Raw genomic sequence first — 25,661 nt, 5'->3', positions numbered from 1 at the left:
CTTCAAATGACGAATAATGAACGCTGTATGCCTTCCTTTTACGATGCTCGTGGAAGGCATACAAGCAATCTTATTGTTTTTAACGTGCTTTTGAGACAAGATCAAGTGCTTTTTGTGTATTTTCGAATAAATTGCTGGTGTCCTTTGGATCAATCAGTTTACTGCCCATACCTACCGCACATACACCTGACCTGAACCATGCTTTTAGATTTTCTATTTCGATGTCTACACCCCCCGTTGGTATAAAGTTCTGACCTTTAAAAAGATCCCGAATAGAGGACATAAATGCTGGTCCTAAAATATTTGCAGGGAATAATTTTATCAATGCGGCCTGTTGCTGCTGAGCCGTGTAGATTTCGGTCGGTGTCATGCAGCCCGGAATCCACAACTTATGGTGCTCATGTACAAGCGAGCCAACCAAAGGATTCACTAAGGGTGCCACAATAAAATCAGCACCGGCCTGGAGAAACTGTTGTGCATCGTCCACCGATTTGATGGTGCCAATACCCAAGTAGAGGTCTGGCATCTCAAGGTCCCTCGTTGCAACAAGGCGCTCAAAAACAGCCAACGCCTCGGGGCCACGATTTGTAAATTCAAAAACGCGTACACCCGCTCGGTATAATGTTCGTAGAATATCGATACTTTCTTCCTGATCATGATGGAAGAATAAAGGAAGTGTTCCTTGTTCGATAATTTTATTTAATACAATCTCTTTTAAATTCATGTTGTTAATCTCTTTTTAATATCGTCCACTGTACTTGTTGTTGCATCGCTGGCGATAAATAGTTTATCGAATGCCGCGCTTGTTGCAAATTCTAGCGTCTCCTGCGGCGAAAGGTTGGAATACAATCCATAAATCAGACCCGCCATAAAGCAGTCGCCACTTCCTACTTTATCCAAAATCTCTTCCGCTATATAGGTTGTGGATTTGATCAAACGGTCTTTATCAAATAATGTGCTGTAGTATTCTATCCCTTTGGTATGGTGGTCAAAACGGAAGGTATTGGCGACATACTGGCACATGGGGTTGGAAGCAATGATTTCTCGGCTTGTCCGATCTGCTTGCGCGAGTAACTCTTCTTCGGTGTATCCTGACGTGTGTGTTAAGAACTGTTCGTCAAGCGGTGTACCCAGCATCTGATGCGCGGCCCATATATTGCCCATAATTAAATTGCAGTACTTGGCAATCCGAGGCATAACCTCTTTCGGTGTTTTACCATATTTCCAAAGCTTCGATCGGTAGTTAAGGTCTAAGGACACAAAAATTCCTTTTTCCTGTGCTTTTTGCACAGCTTCAAGACAGAGGTCTGCAATATCCTGGCTAATTGCTGGGCAAATTGCCGAAAAGTGAAACCATTTCACGTCCTTCAAGGCTTTGTCCCAATCAATACTGCCGACTTTGAGGCTTGCAAAAGATGAATTCTCGCGATCGTAGATAACCCCCGCATTTTTAAGATCTTTACCTTTGGGGAGATAGTAAATGCCCAAGCGCTCTCCGCCCCATTGCATCGCCGATGTGTCTATGTTTCTACGTTTCAAATAGACATCTATACCTTCACAAATGGCATTTTGTGGTATCGCAGATAAGTAGGATGATGGCACGTTCCATAGGGCCAAAGCTGTAGCGACATTTAATTCTGCTCCTCCAACGTAGAAAGGCAATTGGTGCTGTTCAATCCAATTGTCTTCAATATCCGGACAGATCCGTAACAGCAATTCCCCAAAGCTTAAAACTTTACCCTGCATGTTCATTTATTAAAATTCAAAATATTCTTTTGCGTTATTGTAGCTGATATCCTGTATGATTTTCCCGACCCATTCGATATCATTTGGTATTTCTCCTTTTTCGATGTCCTGTCCAAAGATGTCACAGACCAATCTTCTGAAGTATTCATGTCTTGGAAAAGAAAGAAAACTTCTGGAATCGGTCAACATGCCTACAAGACGACTTAACAAGCCCATATTCGACAAGGTATTAATCTGTTTTGTCATGCCGTCTTTTTGGTCCAAAAACCACCAAGCTGAACCAAACTGAATTTTTCCTTTGATAGAACCATCATTGAAATTCCCAATCATTGTCGCAATAAGTTCATTGTCTGCTGGATTGAGATTATAGATAATTGTCTTGGTTAGCTTATCTTGGTTATCTAATTTATTCAAAAACTTTGATAATGCACGTCCCTGACTAAAATCCCCAATGGAGTCCCAGCCTGTATCAGGACCGATCAAGCGATGCATGCGGGAGTTATTGTTACGTAAAGCGCCCAAATGGTATTGTTGCACCCAGCCTTTTTCATGATCCCATTCTGCAAAATAGACTAACATGGCCGATTTAAACTTCAGGCTCTCATCAAAAGTTATTTCTTTGCCTGCACGAATTTTATCAAAGATGAATGCGATTTCAGTTTCGGTGTAATCTTCAGCATAGATCTGTTCCAGACCATGATCTGAGACTTTACAGCCGTTGGTCGCAAAGAAGTCGTGCCTTGCTTTCAAGGCCTTGAGGTAGTCGCTTAAACTGCTTATCTGCATATTGCTGACTTCTTCAAGCTTATTGATGTATTGGTTCAATGCAGGCAGGTCATCGCAATTCATTGCTTTATCCGGACGAAATGCCGGAAGCATTTTAAATGATTCACGCTCTTTCGCAAACTGCTGATGAAATTCCAGACTATCAATTGGGTCGTCTGTTGTGCAAACGACTTCAACATGCATCATCTTGAGTAGTCCGCGGACAGAATGACTATCTTGTTGCAGTAAAGCACTGGTATCTGCATATATCTTGGCCGCGGTTTTTGGAGACAATACATCTGTTATGCCAAAATAGCGTTGTAATTCAAGGTGTGTCCAATGGTGTAGTGGATTACGCAAGGTATAAGGGACAGTTTCTGCCCATTTGATGAATTTTTCTTCATCTGAAGCGTCTCCGGTCACATAATGTTCGTTGACACCGTTGGCACGCATGGCCCTCCATTTGTAATGATCACCATGTAACCAAACCTGACTAATATTATCAAACTTGACATTATTTGCAATCTGTTCCGGGATTAGGTGATTATGGTAATCAATAATCGGCAGATGTTTTGAATAATTATGGTACAGCTCTTCAGCCGTTTTTGTGTTCAATAAAAAGTTGTCGTCTAAAAAAGTTTTCATACAATGTATTGATTTGTAGGTTCATCTGTTTTCTATCCTCTTTTGCTTGTCAAACTTTTTATTGCTGAAGTAATCGGACATAAAAAATGCAAAAAGGGGTGAAAGTACGGTCGCCTGAATTTCCCAAACTGTTTAAATGGTCAATGAAATTACCAATATTCAGGTCATACTTAAAGGAAATTCAATAAAATAAATGCGCAAACGTTATCGGTAGCGTTTAAGGCAATCGGGTTATACCGCATTTTCTACGTTTTCTAAGCACGTTTTCGCTATCGCAGATTGCTTGAAATTTTGAATAAGTCCCGAATAATATGATCTGCTAAAGCGTAATTGTATTGCATATAAAAAGCAATTTCTCTAAGTTTGTTCAACAAATTGCTCAACATGGATATCCAATCACTTTATCAGATTTATAAACAGTATCCGAATATTACAACAGATACACGTAAAATTGAAAAAGATAGTCTATTTTTCGCCTTAAAAGGGGCCAATTTCAATGGGAATACTTTCGCCGAGAAAGCGCTTGAAATGGGTGCTAAATATGTTGTTATTGATGACGAGACCTACCGAAAAGGAGAAGCGTATATTCTTGTTGATGATGTTTTAAAAACATTACAGCAACTAGCGAATTACCACAGACAGCAATTGGATATTCCAGTTATTGGAGTGACGGGAACCAATGGAAAAACCACGACAAAGGAATTGTTGTACGCTGTTGTTTCGCAGAAATACAAGGCCTATGCAACAAAAGGAAATTTGAATAATCATATTGGTGTTCCATTGACATTATTGGCGATAGATAATTCTGTTGAGCTAGCAATCATCGAAATGGGGGCAAATCATTTGGAAGAAATTGCTTTTTTGTGTGGGATTGCCGAACCGACACATGGTTTGATTTCTAACGTTGGCAAAGCACATCTAGAAGGTTTTGGATCTTTTGAAGGAGTAAAGAAAACCAAGGGAGAACTGTACGATTGGCTGCAGGACCATCAAGGGGTATTATTTTTGCAGGCAGATAACCCACATCTTAAAGAGATGGCTTCCGCCCGCAAGATAGCCAACATTGTCACCTATGGTTTTTCTGAAGGTAATGATGTGATTGGAAAGCTTCTTAGGGCAAATCCCCTCTTGCAAATTGAATGGCACAAGAAAGGCACGGCCGAATCTCATGTTGTCGATACCCACTTAACAGGATCTTATAATACCGAAAACTTTCTTGCAGCTATTGCAGTAGGTTTGCATTTTGGCGTTTCTTCTGCGTCGATCAATCGGGGTATTGAAGGATATACCCCTACGAACAATCGTTCGCAGGTTATGAAAACTGCCCACAATACCCTAATCTGCGATTATTATAATGCAAATGCAACAAGCATGGCTGCTGCATTGGATAATATTCGGATTATTGAAGCAGATAAGAAGGCTATTGTATTGGGTGATATGTTTGAATTGGGGACAGAATCATTTGAAGAACATAAAAAAATTGTCGAGAACGTAAGAGCTATTCCTGCAGATCGCAAAATTTTTGTAGGAAAAGAATTTTTCGCACATCGTTATGAAGGTGGAGCATTTTATGAAACTACTGCCGAAGCAAAACAGGCAATCAGCGGAAATCCTATTGTGGACAGCACGGTCTTATTGAAAGCGTCAAGGGGTATGGCCTTTGAAAATCTGGTCGAACTACTGTAGCCTTTTTAGCTTTATGCTATGCACAACGAGGGGATAAGTTCGGGGTGCGAACATATGGCGACCATGGTGCTCCCGCATTGAATGTACTTAAAAAGGTGGACTCAACGTGGACTCACTGTGGACTTACCGTGGTTGCGGGACGAAGTTGATAGGATGTTGCGGAAACCTTCGTTCCACTGAATCCCGAATGACTCGCCCAGTAGCATCGAGCGAAAGGAAGTGCAAAACAAACAGTTTTGTCATGTAAGGATTAAATAATAAGGAAAATGAGCAAATTCGTTCTACGGAGAAATGATGCTCATTTGGAAAAACGTACCTTTGTTGCATATAATGGATAAAAGACGTTTTTTTTTAGAAATAGCCTATTTTGGACAGGCTTATCATGGTTGGCAAATTCAGAATAATGCAATTTCCGTGCAGGAAGTGCTGAATAAGGCGCTTGAAACCCTGTTGCGGGAACCCATTGAAACAACTGGAGCTGGCCGTACAGATACAGGTGTTCATGCCAAGCAATTGTATGCACATTTCGATGCAGCCCCTGTGGGTATTCTACAAAAAGCTGATCGTTTTATTCATTCGCTCAATGCACTATTGCCCTTTGATGTGGCCGTGAAGCGCCTGATCGAAGTGGAACCCGAAGCACATGCTCGCTTCGATGCGACACAAAGATCCTATGAATACCATCTTCATTTTCATAAAGATCCTTTTATCTATCCCTATTCATGTTTTATGCGCGATCGTCCGGATGTTGAAAAGATGAATGAAGCTGCACAATTTTTATTGGGTAAACAAGATTTCGAATGCTTTAGTAAGTCTCATACGCAGGTGTTTACAAATATTTGCGATATTCGTAGAGCCGAGTGGGTATGGCATACCGAACAACATTTGGTCTTTCATATTACCGCTGATCGCTTTTTGCGCAATATGGTGCGTGCTATTGTGGGTACATCGTTGGAAATAGGCATAAAAGGCAAACCTGTTTCATTTATGCAAGAGGTTATCCAAAGCAAAAACCGGGGGAAGGCAGGTGTTTCCGTGCCGGCACATGGGTTGTATTTAACAGAAGTAGCATATCCTTATATATAGAATTTAACGTGAGTCAAGATAAAATAACTGGTAAAACCTACGATATCAATTTGGTGAAACGCATGAGTCGCTATATGCGTCCATATCATATGGCATTTTGGATATCGGTCGTCCTAACGATATTGCTGGCTGCAGTAGCCCCCGCTTTGCCTATGCTGATCCAGCATACGCTGGATAACTATATCCTAAACTTCGATACCAATGGATTGTCCCTCATGCTGATTGCAATGTTGGCATTGGTCATCCTGCAGACTTTGATCCGTTATTACCATACCTTAATGACAAATACTCTGGGGCAGTCGGTTATCCGTGATATTCGGATTCAGGTATTTAACCACATTGTTCAACTCAGGCTGAAGTATTTTGATCGCACAGCACTGGGAAAATTAATTACCCGTACCATCTCTGATTTGGAGACTCTTTCCAATATTTTTTCTGAAGGTTTGATTCAGATTATCGGCGATTTATTACAGTTGGTCGTTATTCTGGTTGTGATGTTTTACTCCGATTGGAAGCTGACATTGATTGTTTTAATTCCGATGCCTTTGATGGTGGCAGCGACTTACGTATTTAAAGAGGCGATGAAGTCTGCCTTTATCGATGTGCGGAAATGGGTTTCTAACTTAAATACCTTTTTGCAGGAACACATTACGGGCGTCGGTATTATCCAATATTTTGCACGTGAAAAGCAGGAAATGGATAAGTTTAAGGAGATTAATGCACAACATCGTAATGCCCATATTCGGACCAATTGGTATTTCTCCATCTTTTTCCCTGTTTTGGAAATTATCATGGCCATTGCTTTGGGATTATTGGTCTGGTTCGGTTCCAAACAAATTATGGGTGATGTGATCTCTCCGGGTGTAGTGGTGGCCTTTATCATGTATATCAATATGATCTTTAGGCCCATTCGGGAGCTTATTGACAAATTCAATACGCTTCAAATGGGCATGGTTAGCGCTGAACGGATTTTTGAAGTGTTGGATACCGATGAAAAGACTCCAAATTTGGGTACATTGAAACCTGCACACATCAAAGGTGAAATTGCGTTTCGCGATGTTTGGTTCGCCTATAATGAGGAAAACTGGGTCCTAAAGGATGTTAACTTTAACGTTAATCCGGGTGAGACGCTGGCTTTAGTTGGGGCTACTGGTGCTGGAAAATCTTCTACCATCAATATTCTAAGCCGTTTTTATGAAATCAATAAAGGTGAAATTCTGTTGGACGGCCGTAATATCCGCGATTATGATCTCGATTATCTGAGAAATACCATTGCGACGGTATTGCAGGATGTATTCCTCTTCTCGGATAGCGTCATCAATAACATCACATTAGGTGATCCTGCGATATCTAGAGAGCAGGTCATTGAAGCCGCAAAAGAAGTGGGGGCGCATGATTTTATTATGCGACTACCTGGGGGCTATGATTATGATGTGAAAGAGCGGGGTGCAACCTTATCCGCGGGGCAGGCCCAATTGATTTCTTTTATACGGGCCTTGGTACACGATCCCCGGATTCTAATTTTAGACGAGGCGACATCTTCAGTAGATACCGAAACGGAAGAAATGATCCAGCATGCAATCGATAACCTCATGAAAGGAAGAACATCGATTGTTATTGCCCACCGCTTGTCCACCATTCAGAAGGCGGACAAGATTATTGTGTTGGATAAAGGCGAAATCAAGGAAATTGGAACGCATCAGGAATTGCTATCTTTTGATGGGTATTATAAAAAACTATACGACTTGCAATTTCATTCCGCGGGGATTTAATTAAGCGATTATACTCTCTTTGGGGATCGTTTCTTCATCTTCGATCCGTGTATTTGCTTTAATCTCTGAACCTCGCCCTACGAGCACGTTTGCTCCGATTGAGACATTTGGTCCGATGTTGACAAAATCTTCAATAATGGTATTGCTTTCGATAACAGCAGAACCGGCGATAACGCAATGGTTGCCTATCTGTACATCAGGGGCGATGGAAGCGCCGGGGAGGATAATGGTGCCTTCACCAATCTCCGCTCGTTTTGATACGTAGGCTTTGGGATGGATGAGGGTCTGGTAATTCCAGTCTGCATTTTCCGATACAATCCGTTGGCGAAGGCCTGGGTTCTTGACTGCAATAAAGAAATCTTCCTCCGTGCCTTTTACTTGATGGTGAAGTTGAACCTCATAATCGAATACATCTTCAATGAGCAATGATTTGTCAATAAGACCACCAATTTCAATCGCTAAATCTTCTGCTACATCTACCGCAGTTTTAGCGTGAGCAGTTGCACCGTATATATATAACATGGTATTTTTTTTCGCAAAGATAAAACTTTCTAAAATGAAGCCCTTTGGTATCGTGTAAAAAAATGCAACAAAATATAGGGTTTGATTGTTTTGCTGTTTAATGAGCTGTAAGGTTGATTGTTTTTTCGATCGCAATTATATTGCATATAAAAATCAATTTATCTAAGTTTGTTGGTATACAAAAATTAAACTATGATTCAACGTATCCAAACTGTTTATTTGCTGATAGCAGGATTAGTCATATTCGGCTTGTTTCTATTTCCCTATGTTAATTATAGCGATTTAGTTGGTTTAGGAAAGAATGTGAAGGTGACCGGTGTGTATAGTGTCGCTGCGGGTCAGCCGGTACACGAGGGGGGATTTGGTTATATTCTTCAGACTGTGGCCACCGTATTATTAGGCGGACTTCCCCTATTCACGATATTTAAATTTAAAAAACGTAAAGTTCAGCTTTTGCTTATTTGGGTAGAGGTTGTTGCAATTATCTTATTTGCAATATGGCTATACTCTTCTGCAAGTACGCATCTCGCTACGGTGAACCAATTTTTGGGTGCTGGGAATATCGGCGTAGGATTCTTTTTGTTGCCTATCTCGATTATTTTCTGTGCGTTAGCCATGGGAGGTGTACGTAAAGATGAAAAGTTGATCCGGTCTGCCGATCGATTGAGGGCATAATTTTGAAAGAATAATCCAATAATAGTTAAAGCCACGAAGACCGTGGCTTTTTTAAATATAATATGATATGAACGTTTTTTTTAGATATGTTGTTGTCTTAATGCTCTTCCTTGTCGGTGGGTTTGTAAAGGCGCAGTCGGCAGATTCATTGTTGGTTGTTGATGATATTCAATTCGATGTAAAGGAATTTCACGTAGATGAGCCTAAGCATGAATTGGTGATCAATTTGTTTGCTATATCGTATAGTAAGAATCCTCGGGAATATAAAATGAACACCTTTTCCACGCAAGTGTTGGATCAGAAGAAACAGCCCCATTTCTTTTCCACGATTCGGATGGGAAATGTATTGGTTAAATTTGAAGATAAGCAGAATTATCTGCACTATTTGCTAGAAGAAGATAAGCCTGTGGATATACAGGTCGTTGTAAAGGATTGGAAGAAAACGGATAAACCGGTTATGGTTAAACTGGTCTTTGAGAGCAGTACAGAAGAGGGGGAGTTTTTGGAGGTTCCTATTTCATTAAAGAAATAATTGATTTTGTCTCTTGACAAAAAAAGCTTCGAAGTTATAACTTCGAAGCTTTTTTTGATTATTCAATATTATCGATTGTATCTGATCTGCTGTTTGTCCATCATGCCCATCTGGTCTTTCATCATTTTGATCTGATCAGCTAATAACTTATTTTTATCTGCTTTTTTAGCTTCTTGAAGAAGTTTTTCGGCTTCACGTTTATTGCGCTTCGCCATGGCTACACCGGCTAGGCTCAATTTTGCTAAGGCGATGTTATGGTCCATATGTAGACCCAATGCCAATGCTTTCTTAAAATATTTTTCAGATTGCATAGGTGCACGTTGTGATTCGATCAGTCCGATCAGCATGTTGTAGTAACCATGCTGTTGTGGGATCAATTGCTTTTCGTAGTTGGTGATTTTACCTAGCCATTTTTCAGCTGCGGCCATATTTTGTTTACGCATATGCCATTGCGCAATCAGCATATATTCATGGAAAAATACAGTAACAAAACCCAAGATCGTGATCAAGATCCCTAAAATTCCCCATCCCCAATTTCCGGTCCAGAATAAGGCAACTGTTCCGATAAGCAATGCACTGCAAATAATGATTCTAACGAGATTTGACATAAATCTTTGTTTAAAATATTTGTATTCAATTTAATTCTGCAAATATCCGTTAATTTCACCGTTTAAGCAACTCGTTCAGGTTGTTATTTTGTAAAAATGTGTTTTTCTAGAAAATGGTAGCTTTTATGTTAATCGATGTGTTCTGATAATCTTGCTTTGGTACAACGCCGAATAGGTGGGCAGCCGGATAAATTTGCCTTTATATGCAACTTTGTCTATGTTTGAATTATGGAAAAGCAATACGATGATTCTTGGGCTCCTGTGTTAAGGCCTTTGTTCGCTCAGCCCTACATGAAACAGTTGTCTACTTTTGTGCAAGCAGAGCGTCAGAAAACGAAAGTGTTTCCACCGGCAGATCTGGTGATGAATGCTTTTAAGCTGACGCCATTGGATCAGGTGAAAGTGGTTATTTTAGGGCAGGATCCTTACCACAATGACGGGCAGGCACATGGGCTGTCTTTTTCAGTTCCGGCAGGGATTGCCTTGCCCCCATCTTTAAAAAATATTTTTAAGGAATTGCAAGATGATATCCCTGGTTTTGTTGAGCCGCATGCTGGCGATTTGACTTCTTGGGCCAAGCAGGGGGTATTATTGTTAAATGCGACCTTGACAGTTCAGGCGCATTTGGCTGGTTCTCATCAAAAGAAAGGCTGGGAGATTTTTACAGACAGTATTATTCATGCCATTTCGGAGCGTTGTGAACATGTGGTGTTTTTGTTGTGGGGAAGTTATGCCCAAAAGAAAAGTGTGCTCATTGATGCGAAGAAGCATCTTATTCTAACGGCGGTTCATCCCTCACCGTTGTCTGTCTATCGTGGTTTTTTTGGTAGTAAGCATTTTTCACGCGCAAACCAGTATTTGACGGCACATGGTAAAACCCCAATTGATTGGCGCCTGATTTAAGTTGTGGCTTGGGTTAAATTTTGCGAAGCGTTTGCTGTCCAATAGCTAAAGTAGATAAACATCATTGCCGGTGATTCGCGCATGGCGCAAATGCGTCCAAGAGCGAGATTCCGGTAATGATATTTTTGATTGGGCTTAATTCCCTCGCTTAATATTCTAAAGGAATAATGGGTTCTTTTTTGCTGGTCGACATAATCATCATGGTTTGGAATGTCTTTACAAAAGGTATTTTGGATATTTTTTCCATGATGACGCCTTCATAAGCTTTGATATCTTTTACGTAAACCTTGAGGATGAAATCACAATTGCCTGTAACGTGATGGCATTCGGTTACTTCAGGTATCATTTTGACTGCAGCTACAAATTCAGGAATAGCGTTGTGGGTATGGAAATCGAGTGAGATCTGTATGAACGACTTGATCCCAAGCCCCAGTTTCTCCTCGTCCACAAAGGCATGGTAACTTTTGATGAAGCCGGAGTTTTCCAGTTTTCGCACACGCTCTAAGGTTGGCGCGGGGGACAGTCCGATGCTAGATGCGAGTTGCAAATTAGTTATACGACCATTCTCTTGTAATAGTTTAAGAATTTTTAAATCTGTTTTATCCGGTGCAAAGGGCATATCTTAAGTCTTAATAATCAATAGTATTTGTAAATATACAAAATTATATTTGGAAATTTAAAAATATACAAAATTATTGGTGATAAATAGATTTTAGTTATATCGTGTTTTTATAATTATAATTTTAATCGATGCAAAATCATTTGACTGTCATAATCGATTGAAATGTGCTCATTTTAATGAAATGGAGTGATAAATGTCATTTTTTTATTAAAAATGCCTTCGTAAGGTGCTATTAAATGCTGTTTTATTGGCTTTGAAATTGTAACTTTGCAGTTCGATAGGTGCGGAGGTGAAGCCCTCCCAAATTAGTTAAACCGTGAGAGCGCAATATGAGTACTAAAGACGACGATTTGTTAAAAGAGCTAGAGCTCGAAGAATATAAATACGGGTTCACGACAGATATCGAAATGGAAATTGCAGCCAAAGGCCTTACTGAGGATACGGTTCGTTTTATTTCGGCAAAAAAGAATGAACCTGAATGGCTATTGGAATGGAGGTTAAAAGCTTTCCGTCATTTCTTGACGTTAAGAATGCCTACTTGGCAGAATTTCAAAGCTCCCGAGATTGATTTTCAAGAGATTTCCTACTATGCAGCCCCGAAAGCAAAACCGCAGCTTAATTCGATGGATGAGGTTGACCCTGAGTTGATTTCCACTTTCGAAAAGTTGGGAATTCCTTTGGATGAGCAAAAAATATTGGCGGGAGTTGTGGCTGTAGATGCTGTCTTCGATTCGGTATCTGTAAAAACAACGTTTCGTGAGAAATTAAAAGAGCAAGGAGTTATTTTCTGTTCATTTGGTGAGGCCGTGCAAGAGCATCCTGACCTGGTGAAAAAATATTTGGGTACAGTGGTTCCGCAGACAGATAACATTTATGCAGCATTAAATTCTGCAGTGTTTTCGGATGGATCCTTTGTTTACGTTCCAAAAGGCGTTAGATGTCCAATGGAATTGTCTACCTATTTCCGTATCAATGCACAGAATACTGGGCAATTCGAACGCACGTTGATCATTGCGGATGAGGGGGCTTATGTTTCTTATTTGGAGGGATGTACTGCACCTATGCGTGATGAAAACCAGCTGCATGCGGCAGTGGTTGAATTGATTGCCGAACGTGATGCTGATATTAAATATTCTACCGTTCAAAACTGGTACCCTGGTGATAAAGAAGGAAAAGGTGGTATTTATAACTTTGTAACCAAGCGTGGAATCTGTAAGGGCGATAATAGTAAGATCTCCTGGACACAGGTAGAAACTGGCTCTGCAATTACATGGAAATACCCGGGTGTGATCTTAAAGGGTGATAACTCTATTGGTGAGTTTTACTCTGTGGCCATGACGCGTAATCATCAGGTAGCTGATACAGGAACGAAGATGGTTCATTTGGGTAAAAACACAAAATCTAAAATTATTTCTAAAGGTATCTCTGCCGGTAAGAGCCACAACAGTTATAGAGGTTTAGTGAAAATCGGTCCAAATGCCGACAACTCACGTAACTTTACACAATGTGACTCCTTATTGATCGGTGATAAATGTGGGGCACATACATTCCCTTACATCGAAAATAGAAATAAGACGGCCAAATTAGAGCATGAGGCGACTACTTCCAAAATCGGTGAGGACCAGGTATTCTATTTGAATCAACGGGGTATAGATTCTGAGAAAGCTGTTGGTTTAATTGTCAACGGGTATGCAAAAGAAGTATTAAATCAATTGCCGATGGAGTTTGCTGTAGAGGCTCAAAAATTATTGGCAATTTCATTAGAAGGTTCAGTAGGATAGATAAAAAATCATTGGGAATGTAGTTTAAGTCGCTACATTATACCATACTCAATACGAATAAAATGTTAAGCATTAAAAATTTACATGCGTCTGTAGAAGACAAACAAATATTAAAAGGGTTAAACCTAGAAGTAAAAGCTGGCGAAGTTCATGCGATTATGGGACCAAATGGTGCTGGTAAAAGTACATTAGGGAATGTATTAGCAGGACGTGAATCCTATGAGGTAAGTGAAGGTTCCGCACTATTGGACGGTGTGGATTTATTGGATCTTTCCCCTGAAGACCGTGCGCGTGAAGGGCTGTTTTTGGCTTTTCAATATCCTGTTGAGATTCCGGGCGTATCGAATATCAATTTCTTGAAAACGGCTGTAAATGATATTCGTGAGTACAAAGGTCTTCCGCCAATGGAAGCGAAGGAATTTTTACAAATGGTAAAAGACAAGCAAAAATTGGTTGAGTTTTCAGCTAATTTGGCTAACCGCTCTTTAAATGAAGGATTCTCCGGTGGTGAGAAAAAGCGTAACGAAATTTTTCAATTGGCGATGTTGAACCCGAAATTATCTATTTTGGATGAGACAGATTCTGGTTTGGATATCGATGCACTTCGTATCGTTGCAAATGGTGTGAATCAATTGCGCTCTAAAGACAATGCTTTTATTGTTATTACACACTACCAACGTTTGTTGGATTATATCGTTCCAGATTTTGTTCACGTATTGTACAATGGCCGTATCGTGAAATCGGGACCTAAAGAATTAGCTTTGGAGCTCGAAGAAAAAGGATACGATTGGTTAAAAGAATATGATACACAAAACGCCTAATCTTTTACCTGAGTAAATAGGATTAGAGGAGAATTTTGGCGATTTGATTAAAAAATAACATGAGTACATTAGTTTCAGAATCATTACTTCAACAAGTGTTGGGAGCTTTCAAAGAGCAAGGCGTTTCAGACGAACCTTCGTTTTTCGTGGAAGCCCGCCAACTTGCATTCGAGCGTTTCGAAGCAGCAGGCTTTCCCACCGTTAAGAATGAAGAATGGAAATATACAAACATCCACAGTATTATCAATAAGCCTTATGCGCTTGATGTCGATGTGGATATCGAAGGCTTAGACTTTAGTGCAGGTGAGATTCCGCAGTTGGATGCCTACCGCATTATTTTGGTGAATGGTCAGTATGTATTAGCAGTAAGTGAATTAGAAAATGTAAAGGGACTGTCGGTTATTCCAATGGATGAAGCCACTTCAGAGCCTGCATTTGAGTCCCATTTTGCCAAATATGCGGATAAGTCAGACAATATTATGGTCGCTTTGAATACGGCTGCTTTTACCAATGGTGTTTTTATCCATTTGAAAAAGGGAGTTGTACTTGATAAACCAATACAGATTATTCACGTCGCTACAGGGAAAGAGGATTTCTTTGCACAAACACGTAATTTGATCGTTGTCGAGCCAAATGCAGAACTTGAATTGATCGAAAGCTTTATCACTGCAGAAGGTACCGCAAATAATGTGCACAATAAGGTCTCTGAGATTATCGTCAAAGAGAATGCTAAAGTACAACATTATTATTTGCAGCTCGCGGAATCTGTAAGCCGTTACTTTAATCATACAGAGGTATATCAAGAAAAATACAGTCTTTACAATAATTACAACTGTAATTTTCCAGGCGCTTCGTTTATCCGTAACAATATCAACGTCCGTTTGGATGCCGAGCATGTGGAGAGCCATTTATATGGAATCAACTTAACGGCTGCCGATCAATTGGTCGATAATCATACCATCGTAGACCACCTGAAACCACATTGTGAGTCCTATGAATGGTATAAAAATATTACACAGGACAAGTCCGTTGCGGTTTTCAATGGAAAAATCTTTGTGCGCGAGGATGCGCAGAAAACGAATGCTTTTCAACAGAATAATAATATGTTGATGTCAGACAATTCGGCGGTTTATACCAAACCACAGTTGGAAATCTTTGCCGATGACGTAAAATGTTCACACGGGTGTACCATCGGTCAGTTTGATAATGAAGCGTTGTTTTATCTGAGAGCAAGAGGAATTGGCGAAGAGTCTGCCCGTATCCTGTTGGTGCACGCATTTGCATTTGACGTAACGACACGTTTCTCAAATGAGGTTGTTCGCAAATATGTTGAAGAGCTTGTAGAAGAAAGCCTAAGAACAAATTAAATCCATTTAGGATCATATAGCTTTTAAATATGGCGTTTACTGAATAGGTAAACGCCATTTTTTTTCATAGACCAATACATCATAGCCTTCGTATCAAGCGCCAAGTTGCGTCTTGTTGCTCTTGCTTGGACGGAAGAGCGTTTAATCGTATTGGGAGAAGCGCTTAAAGTTATCATTGTTTGCTGTAGGGTAGACCCTAGTAATTTTGGATATCAACTTCGTCATTTTCACGGTATAACAACGGATCTTAATCGGAGCTACAACGCTATTTGTTCGCTCCCAACCGAAGAAGCACCGAACAAGTACCGAACAAGCTCCGAAGAAGCACCGAGGAAGCTTCGAATGGAACCAACGTTGAAACTAATCCGTTCTAGGTACTTGCTTTAAATTGTGCTAATAATTTTTTCGGCAATTTTAGTTAAAATCAAACAAAGATAAAGGTGATGAAGGGCTGAAATGTAGGGAATAACAGAGCACTATAAAACGAAAAAAGCTTCCAAATTTTGGAAGCTTTTTTGAGCGAAAGACGAGATTCGAACTCGCGACCCCAACCTTGGCAAGGTTGTGCTCTACCAACTGAGCTACTTTCGCGTTGATGTTACAAAAGTAAGGCATTTATTCGTATTCTGCAAGAGGAAAAGCAAAAAATATTAACTTAAATTGATCGCATCAACACAATTAATACCGTCTATAGCCGCTGAAATGATACCGCCGGCATAACCTGCCCCCTCACCACAAGGGTAAAGTCCTTTGACCTGAGGGTGTTGTAAATCTTCTTTATTTCTAGGAATCCGAATCGGTGAAGATGTACGTGACTCTACACCAACTAAAATGGCTTCATTGGTATAATACCCTTTCATCTTTTTGCCAAAGATGGGCAACGCACCGCGTAATGCTTCGTGAACAAAAACAGGTAGCACTTCGGTGAGATCTGCAGATGCTGTTCCAGGCTTGTACGAGTTTTCTGGCAGATCCATAGATACACGTCCTTCGACAAAGTCGACCATGCGTTGCGCCGGAGCAACGAGCTTACCGCCACCTACGGCAAAAGCCTTTCGTTCGATCTCTTTCTGAAAATTCAGTAATGCAAATGGATCCTTATGTGCATTGGCAACGTCCTCAAGGTTGATCTGAATAACGGTGCCTGAATTGGCGTGCGGATTATTTCGTTTGGATGGTGACCATCCGTTGACAACGATTTCATCTAAATCTGTTGCACAGGGAGCAATGACGCCGCCTGGGCACATGCAGAATGAAAATACACCACGGTCATTCACCTGTTCAACCAGGCTATAATAGGCTGGCGGCAAATGCTCGCTTCTTACCTGGCAGTGGTATTGCGCCTGATCAATGATTGCCTGCGGGTGCTCGATACGCACGCCCAAAGCAAATGCTTTGGCTTCGATCAGCCAATTGTTGCGATGAAAAAGCTCGAAAATATCCCGCGCAGAGTGCCCTGTTGCTACAATGACATGATCTGCCTTAATTTCTTCACCATTGGCTAATTTGACACCGCGTACTTGACCGAAGGATTCTAAAATGTCATCGACACGTTGGTCAAAATGAAATTCGCCCCCAAATTCAAGGACGCTCTCGCGCATGGCTTCAATAATATGCGGCAATTTATTTGTACCGATATGTGGGCGCGCATTGACCAGAATATCCGTCGTTGCCCCATGGGAAACGAAAAGTCTGAGTACTTTGTCTACGTCACCTCGCTTATTGGAACGTGTATATAATTTTCCGTCTGAGTACGTTCCAGCTCCACCTTCGCCAAAGCAGTAGTTTGACTCAGGGTTTACGATGCCTTCCCGGTTCAACTTAGCTAGATCGCGTCTACGGTCTTGGACCTTTTTACCGCGTTCGATTACAATTGGTTTGAGACCACGTTCAATACAGCGTATTGCTGCAAACAGGCCGGCAGGGCCCGCGCCAATAATAATAACGGGTTTTCCGTCTTTAACGGACTTAAAATTATTTTCGTAGATTTCTGGAACAGGAAGCTCGTCAATGTAGTAAATAACCCGAGCTCGATAAACAACCTGCTTGCTTCGGGCATCAATGGAACGTTTGCGGATTTTATAACCTTTGACTTGTTGAGGTTGGACTTTCAGGGCTTTGATCCCTTGCTGTAGAATATACTGATCGTCCTCGATTCTTTCTGGAAGTATCGCAATTTCAATTTCTTTTTGCATAGTATAAGGGCTGGGTTTTTATCCCAAAACCGGGACAAAGTTAATGAATATTGGCTATTTGGAGATTTGGAAATAAAAATATTCTTATCTTAGTAAGAGCTTGGTATATGCTTTGATAGTGTAACCGTATAATTTGAATAGTATTTAATTCTTTGAACAATGAAAATTAAAAGATTTTTGGTCGCCCTATGTGGTTTATTTGCATTAGTATCATTAAACTCCTGTGGCTACAATACGATGGTCTCACAAGATGAGAATGTTAAAGGAAAATGGGCACAAGTTGAAAATGCGTATCAACGTCGTGCGGATCTAGTTCCAAATTTGGTTAATACAGTAAAAGGAGCGGCAAAACACGAAGAAAGTACATTGACAGCTGTTGTAGAAGCAAGAGCTAAAGCTACTTCCGTGACGATTAATGCCGATGATTTGTCTGAGGAGAATATTGCCAAGTTTCAAAAAGTTCAAGATGAATTCAGCGGTTCGTTGAGTCGTCTTTTGGCGTCTGTTGAAGCTTATCCTGATTTGAAAGCCAATCAGAACTTTTTGGAATTACAAGCACAGCTGGAAGGTACTGAAAATCGTATTTCAACAGAACGTAGATCTTACAATGAAGCGGTACAGCAATATAATACCACCGTACGCAGCTTCCCGAATAATTTAATGGCGGGGATGTTCGGATTTAAGGCAAAAGGTACATTTACTGCTGCCCCAGGTTCGGATAAAGCGCCAACGGTATCATTCTAACAGCAAATTGTTAGGAATAAACAGGATGATGGATGATGCGGCTTTCGTAGAAGCACATCATCCATTTTTTTATCGTGTTTTAATTAGTTTAGACCCTTTGAATTTAGAATAACCGGTATGGTAATCTAGTTTTGGAGTGCAAACGTATACAAACTATGGCATTAAATTCTGAAGAACAAGAGAAGATCGTTCACGCTATTAATGTGGCTGAAAATGAGACTTCTGGTGAGATTCGTGTAGTGGTCGAAAATCATTGCCCCGACGAGGTACATGATCGTGCAACCTATTATTTTTCCAAATTGGGCATGCACAAGACTACATTGAAAAATGGTGTTCTTATCTATATCGCGCTGGAAGACCATAAATTTTCCATTATTGGCGATAAGGGAATTCACCAACGTGTAGAAAGTGATTTTTGGAACAGTACCAAAGATCTAATGGTGGCGGAGTTTCGGGTAGATCGCATTGTTGAGGGCTTGGTCAAAGGGATCGAACATGCGGGTAAACAATTGGCAAAATTCTTCCCGCGTGAACACGATGACATCAATGAGCTTCCAAATGATATTGTTTTTGGAGACCGTTAGTTGTTAAGTGATCAGAAACAGTCCCGAGAGGCTATTCCCTGTCTCACAAATAAACTGATAAAGATCGTGATAAACCCGATTTCGGGATTCACCGAACGCCATTTGCATGAAAACTGCTCAAGGCAAATAAAAATGAATAAAAGAGAATTATAGGATGAAATTTGTATCGAGATTATTTTCTCGGGTTCGGATCCCTGCTATGGCTATGTTGCTTTGTTTGCTGTCGGTAGCCACAGTATTGGGTCAAGATTTCCCAGAAACATCAAATAGGCTTGTCAATGATTATACAAACACATTGACCGCAAGTCAGAAGCAATTATTGGAGCAGAAGCTATTGGCATTTGAGGATTCTGCATCTACGCAGATTGCAGTGGTTATGATGAATTCTACCGGTGGCTATGATATTTCTGATTATGCGGTTCGTTTAGCGAAAAAATGGGGTATTGGGAATAAAAAGTATAATAACGGTATTCTGTTGTTGGTCGCTCTGGGAGATCGGGCGGTGACTATTCAAACAGGTTATGGCATAGAGGGCGCTGTCCCGGATGCCATTGCATATCGTATTATTGAAAATGATATCAAGCCGGCTTTTCGTCAGGGCGATTACTACAAAGGAGTGGACGATGCGACCAGTTCCTTAATTTCCTACACAAAAGGTGAGTACAAAGCTGATCCAAAACAACCGAAAGGAAAGGGATCAGGTTCGGTGATGTTTGTTGTTATTATTGTGATAGTCTTGGTTGTTCTTTTCTCCAATCGCGGTGGACGAGGTGGTGGCGGTGGTGGCCGTGTGATGAATGGACGCGGCGCTTCTGATATCTTTTGGTGGACATTGCTGAATGGTCTTGGCGGCGGTGGCGGCCGAGGTGGCGGCGGTGGCTTCGGCGGAGGCTCTGGTGGCGGATTTGGCGGTTTCGGTGGCGGTGATTTTGGTGGTGGCGGTGCTTCCGGGCGTTGGTAACATCTTTGCTAAATAATGTTAAATAGGACGACAGTGAAACGGAAATGTTTTACATTTATGGGAAGTATATAATTATGAAAAAGGGAATATTAATGGGTTTAAGCTTTTTACCAGCCTTGTTAATGGCACAAGAAAGCTTCACGGTTACAGGAAAAGTAAACACGACGTCAGACAAAGCGAAAGTGTTTATGCAGTATGCTGCGAATGGCACTCGTCAGACTGATTCAGCAACGGTCGTAAAAGGCGAATTTAAGTTCAACGGACAGGTAGCTACACCAACAAAAGGTATGATGATCTATTCGCCGGAGGGCTTAACTTTTGCAGAACTTAGAAATAGTCAAAAGCAACCTGAGACAGCACAGTTATATCTTTCTAAAGGCGTTATCAAAGTCGATGCAACCAAAGGGTTTAAAAATGCAACGGTCTCAGGTACGGCGCTTAATGACGATCTGACGCAGTACAAGGCTTTTGTGAAACCGCATACAGATGCGTTCGAGGCATTGAACCAACAATATTATGCGGCTTCGGAGACGCAAAAACAGGACCCTAAATTCATCGAAGGCTTACAAAAACAAGCTGGTGAGATTTCCGAAAAAATGGAAAAAGCAGATGCTGAATTTATTAACAAAAACCCAAAAAGCTGGTATACGTTGGATTTGTTGTCTGAGAATGTCAGCGGTGAAAACGTCAATGAATATGTAGCTTCTTTTGAGAAAATGTCTCCTGAACTGAAAAATTCTGAAAAAGGGAAGGAATTGGCTGAGCGTATCCAGAAATTGAAAGCAGTAGCTGTTGGTTCGGTAGCTCCTGACTTCACATTGCCAGACACAACAGGAAAGAATATTTCCTTATCTTCCTTAAGAGGAAAATATGTTTTGTTGGATTTTTGGGCAAGTTGGTGTGGTCCTTGTCGTCATGAGAACCCGAATGTCGTTGCGGCTTTCAATAAATTTAAAGATAAAGGATTTACCGTGTTTGGTGTTTCTTTAGACAATCCCGGTAAAAAAGATGCTTGGTTGAAAGCTATCCATGATGATAATTTACAACAATGGCCACACGTTTCAGACCTACAAGGCTGGAAATCAGCTCCGGTAAAATTGTACGAAGTACGTGGTATTCCGCAAAACTTCCTCATTGATCCTTCTGGTAAAATTGTCGCATCAAATTTAAGAGGTGAGGCTTTGGATGCGAAGTTAGCTGAATTGCTAAAGTAAACTGATATTTAGTTGCCATTGGGCATGAATAACCCCTAATTGTTATACTCATGTGAACTGAGTCTGCAATTAGGGGTTTCTTTTTATAGTCGTCCTCATCCAATCGCTTTTTTGGCGCCGCGACTAATTGACGACTCTAAAAGGCGAATAGCGTGACGACTGCAAAACATTGAATGAATTTGCTAACTTCGTCTGCTGCTATAGCGAATGATTGCGTGAAACCGCTATATCCTCGTAACAGCGGGATTAGGGGATGATGAATCCTAGGTATTTAAACATGGTGATCAATGGGATTTCTAGCGCTATTGTGGTTATAAAATTATAAAGATGAAGAAAACAGTAATTTTGGGTATATTCTTGGGGACGGTGATTGCTTCCTGCGGTGGCGATCAAGATAAGGGAATTCCTGTTGTCAACCTAGAGGCGTTGCATGCCATACCTTTGGATCACCCGATTGATCAATTGGCTAAAGACACGACATTTATCGATGTTACGTTGCCGCCTAATGCCCGGATCGATCAGTTGTCACAACAGGAGCTGGGTCAACTAAAGGCTGCGGCATATCGTTTTTATCAGCATGTTACACTGGAAAATAATCAATACCGTGTTGATCTTAAAGATCCAAAGGTCCTACACCTATCGGAACAGGTTATTAAGGCATATGAACAGGCGATCAGCAATACGAATCATTTTGCGGACTCGATGGCCAAAGCTGGTCAGGCCATTCAGTTGCCGCCGGTATCTGAAGAATACCGCAATAATTTGCTTAAATAACAACTGGGATTGATATGGAGCTCATGTACGCTTATGGAATATGACCGTTCGGGTATCAGGCCTTTACAAAGAATTTGAACAAATCAAGAAACACAAGGCATAAAAAAAGAGTATACATCACGATGTATACTCTTTTTTTATTGTTAATCAAGAATAAACTAGATCATTTACAACGAAAGGATTTCAATGATACGAAGCAGATCTTCATTCATTTTTACGTTATGCTTGATGGCGCTCTTAAAGGGTGTGAACCTTACTTCACTGCAGATCAGTCCGGCCATTTCACCTCTGCGGCCTTGTAGTAAAGCCTCTACCGCTGCAACTCCAAGCCTGCTGGCCAATACGCGGTCCATACAAGTAGGGCTTCCGCCACGCTGAATATGTCCTAAAATAGATAATCTAACGTCGTAATGCGGGAAATTTTCCTTGATTTTTTCCGATACCACCATACCGCCTTCTTTGTCGCCTTCAGCAACAATAATAATGCGGGATGATTTATTTTTACGGCTTTTGTCAAGTCTTTTCATGATCGCATCATAGTCTACCTCGAACTCAGGAACCAGAACTGCCTCAGCACCGGTACTGATACCAGAACGGACGGCGATAAGACCAGAGTCGCGGCCCATCACTTCGATCACAAAAAGTCTATCGTGAGACTCGGCGGTGTCGCGAATTTTGTCTACGGCTTGGATAACTGTATTAATGGCTGTATCATAGCCAATAGTGAAGTCTGTGCCGGCCAAATCGTTATCGATTGTGCCCGGAAGACCGATGATAGGAAAATCGAATTCTTCGATAAATTTGGATGCGCCGGTAAATGTACCATCGCCACCGATAACAACCATGGCATCAATACCGTGGCTGCGTAAATTTTCATAAGCCTGCTTGCGTCCTTCAATTGTTTTGAAAGCCTCGCTGCGGGCTGTTTTTAGGATAGTACCACCACGTTGTATGATATTGGCTACAGATTTAGCATCCATAGGGATAATCTCACCATTAACTAGACCATCATAACCTCTGCGTACCCCAAATACTTCAAGATTATTGTAGATCCCCGCTCTAACAACAGCGCGGATACCAGCATTCATTCCTGGAGCATCTCCTCCAGATGTCAAAACAGCAATTTTTTTAATGTTACTCATACGTACTCAAACTTAGCTATTTTTAAGCGTATATACAATTATATTTCCGTTATTAGAAGTCGCCAATATCGCTATTAAGAACAAGCAATCGCTTTATTAACTGCAATTCATCTAAGTGTGAGCTAAAGATAATGCAAATTTAATAATTGCTTGTTCTCTGCTGTTAATCTCGACGGATACCTTCTGCTGTATACAGGCTATTTTTTTGCCTTAAAGGCATCAATTCCGCTCTGTAAAAACGCTTTATATTGTTCAATATTTCTATTTGCACCAGACTGAGGTACCAATACCTTTCCAGTGGCGTCTACAATAACATATAACGGTTGTGAATTGCTATTGAACGTCGATGCTTGGAAATCACTGTTTTTATTTCCTATCGTTTTAATCTTTTTGCCACTGTATTTTGATACGAATTGTTCGTTTGCAGGTAATTCTGTTTTATCATCGACAAACAATTCGGCCATAACAAATTCTTCCTTCAATAGTTTGGCAACCGCAGGATCAGTCCAGACATTTGCTTCCATCTCCCGACAGTTAACACAGTTCCAACCTGTAAAATCTATCAATACAGGTTTATTCAGTTCTTTTGCTGTTTCCAAGGCCTGATCATAATCATAATATGGATCAAATCCTTTTGGTGTACCGCGTTCGTGAAAAATCTCCGCGTATTTTTTGACTTTACCATCACTGTGTGCGGGAGCGGCTGCTATTCCTGCCGACAGGTCAAAGTCCTGTGTTGCCGAGGGTGGCAAGAAAGCTGAAATTGATTTTAGGGGAGCTCCCCATAGCCCCGGTACCATATAGATAACGAAGGAGAATACAATGATAGCGAGAATAGTTCTCGGTACGGAGAGGAATTTTAATTCACTGTCATGTGAAAATTTAATCTTTCCAATAAGATATAAGCCCATCATACTAAAGATGGCAATCCATAGCGATAAGAACACCTCCCGATCCAGCCAATTCCAATGGTAGGCCAAATCTACATTTGATAAGAATTTCAGTGCCAGTGCGAGCTCTAAGAAGCCGAGTACAACCTTCACCGAATTTAACCAGCCACCAGATTTTGGAAGGGATTTTAACATCGAAGGGAACATTGCAAATAAGCCAAAAGGAATTGCAAGTGCTATAGAAAAACCGAGCATACCGATTGCGGGACCTAGGCGTTCTCCTTTTGAGGCCGCTTCGACCAATAAGGTGCCAATAATGGGGCCAGTGCAGGAGAAGGAGACCAGTGAAAGGCTGAATGCCATAAAGAAAAGCCCTACGAGACCGCCTTTGTCGGATTTGGCATCCATTTTATTGACAAAAGAACTCGGTAACGTGATTTCAAAAGCACCAAAAAAGGATGCGGCGAAAACAACTAATAAGAGGAAGAATAGGAAGTTAAATACCCCATTTGTGGATAAAGCATTCAATGCATCCGAACCAAAGGAAATGGTGATTATCATTCCTAAAGCGACATAGATCACAATAATAAAGAGACCGTAGAGGAGTGCCTTGCTGATACCGCTTGCGCGGCTTCCAGCCTGTTTTGTAAAATAACTTACGGTAAGTGGGAGCATTGGAAATATACATGGCATGAGTAGCGCTGCGAAGCCGCCAACTAATCCTGCGATAAAGATACTCCAAAGTGATTTTTTACTTGATTCTTGCCCGGAGGGAGCGTTTGCCTTAACAGGAGCTATTTTGCTGCTGTCCTGACTAACCATTGTGTCAGGTGAAGCTGTAAAATTTAGATCCTCAGGTACCGCTTCAACAGCGGTAGCTGTATCCGGTGATGATTCAAATTGAAGTCCTTCTGTACTTGTTAAGCTATCTTGTGCGGAGGCAAAAGTTGCTGTCGTTAAAGAAAGACTGAAAAAAGCAATTAAAAGTAGAATGAATGTGTTTTTTAACATGCGTATGAATTTCTGATGTTATGGTCAAAAATAAAAAAAGGCGATGAGAATCGCCTTATTAATTTATCCGTGTAGAATCATTTTTACTATTTGATTGTCACAGCAAAAGCATATTCGTCTGGAGGAAGACATTGTGATGCATCACATGCTTGCCATTCAACAGTGCCTTTAACGGTGGCAGTTCCTTTGTTTAAAGTTACTTTTTGTTGGAAAATTACCTCGTTTGTAAAATAACCAACATCCATCTTAAATACATCCTCGTGTTTTACTTTTGGTTTCGGCTCTGCAGTTTTACCTACCAATGTATAATCTGCCGCTTTAGCAAAGTTGAAAGAAGTTGGAATTGGGCCGCCATCTTTCACATTTTGTGAATAAATGTGCCATCCATTTTGGATTGTAGCTTTCACATATACTACAGCTTCTTTGTTATTTAACTTTTTGCTCGCCACAGTCCATTTTACAGGTTTGTGAATCTGAGCGAATGCTCCCGTAACTGCAAAAATTACCACAGTCATTAACAGTATTAACTTTTTCATCAGAATTTAATTTGTTCTTTCCTTTTTCACTACAATGATTGCAGTGTGTTCTTGTTCTTTGATACTTCGGGTGAATAAA

Annotated in this window: 24 protein-coding genes and 1 tRNA gene; 14 read left to right on the top strand and 11 right to left on the bottom strand. The window is 40.8% G+C overall.

What is annotated here, in order from left to right; all coding sequences use genetic code 11:
* Window positions 1-79: 79 nt before the first annotated feature.
* Genes B3600_RS09710 through uxaC form a run of 3 tightly spaced genes read right to left on the bottom strand, consistent with a single transcriptional unit; the run spans window position 80 to window position 3,156 of the window.
* Window positions 80-724, bottom strand: a complete 645-nt coding sequence (locus tag B3600_RS09710) for a bifunctional 4-hydroxy-2-oxoglutarate aldolase/2-dehydro-3-deoxy-phosphogluconate aldolase (RefSeq protein ID WP_070561479.1) — start codon at window positions 722-724, stop codon at window positions 80-82.
* Complete coding sequence (locus B3600_RS09705; RefSeq protein WP_286752803.1) at window positions 721-1,746, bottom strand: sugar kinase; 1,026 nt, start codon at window positions 1,744-1,746, stop codon at window positions 721-723. The genes B3600_RS09710 and B3600_RS09705 overlap by 4 nt, the downstream gene beginning before the upstream one ends.
* 9 nt (window positions 1,747-1,755) lie before the next feature.
* The gene (uxaC, locus tag B3600_RS09700; protein WP_070561475.1) at window positions 1,756-3,156 is read right to left on the bottom strand and encodes a glucuronate isomerase; all 1,401 of its coding nucleotides are present in this window, start codon (window positions 3,154-3,156) and stop codon (window positions 1,756-1,758) included.
* A gap of 384 nt (window positions 3,157-3,540) precedes the next feature.
* Here uxaC and B3600_RS09695 point away from each other — a divergent pair, with 384 nt between their 5' ends.
* From B3600_RS09695 to B3600_RS09685, 3 genes are all read left to right on the top strand, one after another.
* On the top strand, window positions 3,541-4,842 hold the full coding sequence (locus B3600_RS09695) for a UDP-N-acetylmuramoyl-tripeptide--D-alanyl-D-alanine ligase (RefSeq protein ID WP_286752802.1): 1,302 nt from the start codon (window positions 3,541-3,543) through the stop codon (window positions 4,840-4,842).
* Between the two features lie 330 nt (window positions 4,843-5,172).
* Window positions 5,173-5,928, top strand: coding sequence for a tRNA pseudouridine(38-40) synthase TruA (gene truA, locus B3600_RS09690; RefSeq protein ID WP_112375082.1), 756 nt, complete (start codon window positions 5,173-5,175; stop codon window positions 5,926-5,928).
* Window positions 5,929-5,936: 8 nt separating this feature from the next.
* Complete coding sequence (locus B3600_RS09685; protein ID WP_070561471.1) at window positions 5,937-7,700, top strand: ABC transporter ATP-binding protein; 1,764 nt, start codon at window positions 5,937-5,939, stop codon at window positions 7,698-7,700.
* Here the strand turns inward: B3600_RS09685 and B3600_RS09680 are convergent, their stop codons facing one another.
* Complete coding sequence (locus tag B3600_RS09680) at window positions 7,701-8,222, bottom strand: hypothetical protein (protein ID WP_070561469.1); 522 nt, start codon at window positions 8,220-8,222, stop codon at window positions 7,701-7,703.
* Window positions 8,223-8,414: 192 nt separating this feature from the next.
* Between B3600_RS09680 and B3600_RS09675 the strand changes: the two genes are divergently transcribed.
* The gene (locus B3600_RS09675; RefSeq protein ID WP_286752801.1) at window positions 8,415-8,897 is read left to right on the top strand and encodes a DUF4293 domain-containing protein; all 483 of its coding nucleotides are present in this window, start codon (window positions 8,415-8,417) and stop codon (window positions 8,895-8,897) included.
* Between the two features lie 67 nt (window positions 8,898-8,964).
* Entirely contained in the window at window positions 8,965-9,429 is a 465-nt protein-coding gene (locus tag B3600_RS09670) for a hypothetical protein (protein ID WP_286752800.1), read from the top strand.
* 68 nt (window positions 9,430-9,497) lie between these two features.
* Here the strand turns inward: B3600_RS09670 and B3600_RS09665 are convergent, their stop codons facing one another.
* Window positions 9,498-10,037, bottom strand: coding sequence for a hypothetical protein (locus tag B3600_RS09665; protein WP_046673115.1), 540 nt, complete (start codon window positions 10,035-10,037; stop codon window positions 9,498-9,500).
* Between the two features lie 228 nt (window positions 10,038-10,265).
* On the opposite strand from B3600_RS09665, the gene ung reads away from it, so the two are divergent.
* On the top strand, window positions 10,266-10,940 hold the full coding sequence (gene ung / locus B3600_RS09660; protein WP_286752799.1) for a uracil-DNA glycosylase: 675 nt from the start codon (window positions 10,266-10,268) through the stop codon (window positions 10,938-10,940).
* Between the two features lie 148 nt (window positions 10,941-11,088).
* On the opposite strand, the gene B3600_RS09655 is transcribed toward ung, so the two are convergent.
* Window positions 11,089-11,559: an Lrp/AsnC family transcriptional regulator gene (locus B3600_RS09655; RefSeq protein WP_046673117.1), complete on the bottom strand. Its 471-nt coding sequence runs from the start codon at window positions 11,557-11,559 to the stop codon at window positions 11,089-11,091.
* A 332-nt stretch (window positions 11,560-11,891) separates the two neighbouring features.
* Here B3600_RS09655 and sufB point away from each other — a divergent pair, with 332 nt between their 5' ends.
* From sufB to sufD, 3 genes are all read left to right on the top strand, one after another.
* Entirely contained in the window at window positions 11,892-13,343 is a 1,452-nt protein-coding gene (sufB, locus tag B3600_RS09650; protein WP_046673118.1) for a Fe-S cluster assembly protein SufB, read from the top strand.
* Window positions 13,344-13,405: 62 nt separating this feature from the next.
* Window positions 13,406-14,164: a Fe-S cluster assembly ATPase SufC gene (sufC, locus tag B3600_RS09645; RefSeq protein ID WP_046673119.1), complete on the top strand. Its 759-nt coding sequence runs from the start codon at window positions 13,406-13,408 to the stop codon at window positions 14,162-14,164.
* Between the two features lie 59 nt (window positions 14,165-14,223).
* Entirely contained in the window at window positions 14,224-15,531 is a 1,308-nt protein-coding gene (gene sufD, locus B3600_RS09640) for a Fe-S cluster assembly protein SufD (RefSeq protein WP_201639994.1), read from the top strand.
* A gap of 518 nt (window positions 15,532-16,049) precedes the next feature.
* Here sufD and B3600_RS09635 read toward each other — a convergent pair.
* Window positions 16,050-16,122: transfer RNA gene (locus B3600_RS09635), tRNA-Gly, on the bottom strand.
* A gap of 59 nt (window positions 16,123-16,181) precedes the next feature.
* A complete protein-coding gene (locus B3600_RS09630) occupies window positions 16,182-17,726 on the bottom strand; it encodes an NAD(P)/FAD-dependent oxidoreductase (protein WP_070561455.1) in 1,545 nt (514 codons plus the stop codon).
* Window positions 17,727-17,891: 165 nt separating this feature from the next.
* Here B3600_RS09630 and B3600_RS09625 point away from each other — a divergent pair, with 165 nt between their 5' ends.
* The 5 genes from B3600_RS09625 to B3600_RS09605 all read left to right on the top strand — a co-directional run bounded on the left by B3600_RS09625 (window position 17,892) and on the right by B3600_RS09605 (window position 22,003).
* Window positions 17,892-18,470, top strand: coding sequence for a LemA family protein (locus tag B3600_RS09625; RefSeq protein ID WP_046673163.1), 579 nt, complete (start codon window positions 17,892-17,894; stop codon window positions 18,468-18,470).
* A 155-nt stretch (window positions 18,471-18,625) separates the two neighbouring features.
* A complete protein-coding gene (locus B3600_RS09620; protein WP_201667033.1) occupies window positions 18,626-19,054 on the top strand; it encodes a TPM domain-containing protein in 429 nt (142 codons plus the stop codon).
* Window positions 19,055-19,253: 199 nt separating this feature from the next.
* On the top strand, window positions 19,254-20,015 hold the full coding sequence (locus B3600_RS09615; RefSeq protein ID WP_046673124.1) for a TPM domain-containing protein: 762 nt from the start codon (window positions 19,254-19,256) through the stop codon (window positions 20,013-20,015).
* A gap of 74 nt (window positions 20,016-20,089) precedes the next feature.
* Entirely contained in the window at window positions 20,090-21,229 is a 1,140-nt protein-coding gene (locus tag B3600_RS09610) for a TlpA disulfide reductase family protein (protein WP_286752798.1), read from the top strand.
* A gap of 327 nt (window positions 21,230-21,556) precedes the next feature.
* Entirely contained in the window at window positions 21,557-22,003 is a 447-nt protein-coding gene (locus B3600_RS09605; RefSeq protein WP_070561451.1) for a hypothetical protein, read from the top strand.
* A gap of 167 nt (window positions 22,004-22,170) precedes the next feature.
* Here B3600_RS09605 and pfkA read toward each other — a convergent pair whose 3' ends face one another.
* From pfkA to B3600_RS09590, 3 genes are all read right to left on the bottom strand, one after another.
* The gene (pfkA, locus tag B3600_RS09600; RefSeq protein WP_046673127.1) at window positions 22,171-23,145 is read right to left on the bottom strand and encodes a 6-phosphofructokinase; all 975 of its coding nucleotides are present in this window, start codon (window positions 23,143-23,145) and stop codon (window positions 22,171-22,173) included.
* A gap of 197 nt (window positions 23,146-23,342) precedes the next feature.
* The gene (locus B3600_RS09595; protein ID WP_070561449.1) at window positions 23,343-25,046 is read right to left on the bottom strand and encodes a protein-disulfide reductase DsbD family protein; all 1,704 of its coding nucleotides are present in this window, start codon (window positions 25,044-25,046) and stop codon (window positions 23,343-23,345) included.
* Between the two features lie 86 nt (window positions 25,047-25,132).
* Complete coding sequence (locus tag B3600_RS09590; RefSeq protein ID WP_070561447.1) at window positions 25,133-25,582, bottom strand: protein-disulfide reductase DsbD domain-containing protein; 450 nt, start codon at window positions 25,580-25,582, stop codon at window positions 25,133-25,135.
* Window positions 25,583-25,661 lie beyond the last annotated feature (79 nt).

It is taken from the genome of Sphingobacterium sp. UBA2480 (assembly GCF_002341965.1).
Lineage (GTDB): Bacteria > Bacteroidota > Bacteroidia > Sphingobacteriales > Sphingobacteriaceae > Sphingobacterium > Sphingobacterium multivorum.
Note: the sequence above shows the minus strand (reverse complement) of the source record. Positions and strands in the feature narration are given on the sequence as shown.

Coding starts and splice junctions, on each gene's coding strand:
- truA (WP_112375082.1), top strand. CDS start 5,173: ATGGATAAAAGACGTTTTTTTTTAGAAATAGCCTATTTTGGACAGGCT.
- pfkA (WP_046673127.1), bottom strand. CDS start 23,145: ATGAGTAACATTAAAAAAATTGCTGTTTTGACATCTGGAGGAGATGCT.
- ung (WP_286752799.1), top strand. CDS start 10,266: ATGGAAAAGCAATACGATGATTCTTGGGCTCCTGTGTTAAGGCCTTTG.
- B3600_RS09595 (WP_070561449.1), bottom strand. CDS start 25,046: ATGTTAAAAAACACATTCATTCTACTTTTAATTGCTTTTTTCAGTCTT.
- B3600_RS09675 (WP_286752801.1), top strand. CDS start 8,415: ATGATTCAACGTATCCAAACTGTTTATTTGCTGATAGCAGGATTAGTC.
- B3600_RS09670 (WP_286752800.1), top strand. CDS start 8,965: ATGAACGTTTTTTTTAGATATGTTGTTGTCTTAATGCTCTTCCTTGTC.
- B3600_RS09615 (WP_046673124.1), top strand. CDS start 19,254: ATGGCTATGTTGCTTTGTTTGCTGTCGGTAGCCACAGTATTGGGTCAA.
- B3600_RS09655 (WP_046673117.1), bottom strand. CDS start 11,559: ATGCCCTTTGCACCGGATAAAACAGATTTAAAAATTCTTAAACTATTA.
- B3600_RS09710 (WP_070561479.1), bottom strand. CDS start 724: ATGAATTTAAAAGAGATTGTATTAAATAAAATTATCGAACAAGGAACA.
- B3600_RS09610 (WP_286752798.1), top strand. CDS start 20,090: ATGAAAAAGGGAATATTAATGGGTTTAAGCTTTTTACCAGCCTTGTTA.
- sufC (WP_046673119.1), top strand. CDS start 13,406: ATGTTAAGCATTAAAAATTTACATGCGTCTGTAGAAGACAAACAAATA.
- B3600_RS09680 (WP_070561469.1), bottom strand. CDS start 8,222: ATGTTATATATATACGGTGCAACTGCTCACGCTAAAACTGCGGTAGAT.
- B3600_RS09665 (WP_046673115.1), bottom strand. CDS start 10,037: ATGTCAAATCTCGTTAGAATCATTATTTGCAGTGCATTGCTTATCGGA.
- B3600_RS09590 (WP_070561447.1), bottom strand. CDS start 25,582: ATGAAAAAGTTAATACTGTTAATGACTGTGGTAATTTTTGCAGTTACG.
- sufB (WP_046673118.1), top strand. CDS start 11,892: ATGAGTACTAAAGACGACGATTTGTTAAAAGAGCTAGAGCTCGAAGAA.
- B3600_RS09705 (WP_286752803.1), bottom strand. CDS start 1,746: ATGCAGGGTAAAGTTTTAAGCTTTGGGGAATTGCTGTTACGGATCTGT.
- B3600_RS09620 (WP_201667033.1), top strand. CDS start 18,626: ATGGCATTAAATTCTGAAGAACAAGAGAAGATCGTTCACGCTATTAAT.
- B3600_RS09605 (WP_070561451.1), top strand. CDS start 21,557: ATGAAGAAAACAGTAATTTTGGGTATATTCTTGGGGACGGTGATTGCT.
- uxaC (WP_070561475.1), bottom strand. CDS start 3,156: ATGAAAACTTTTTTAGACGACAACTTTTTATTGAACACAAAAACGGCT.
- B3600_RS09630 (WP_070561455.1), bottom strand. CDS start 17,726: ATGCAAAAAGAAATTGAAATTGCGATACTTCCAGAAAGAATCGAGGAC.
- B3600_RS09695 (WP_286752802.1), top strand. CDS start 3,541: ATGGATATCCAATCACTTTATCAGATTTATAAACAGTATCCGAATATT.
- sufD (WP_201639994.1), top strand. CDS start 14,224: ATGAGTACATTAGTTTCAGAATCATTACTTCAACAAGTGTTGGGAGCT.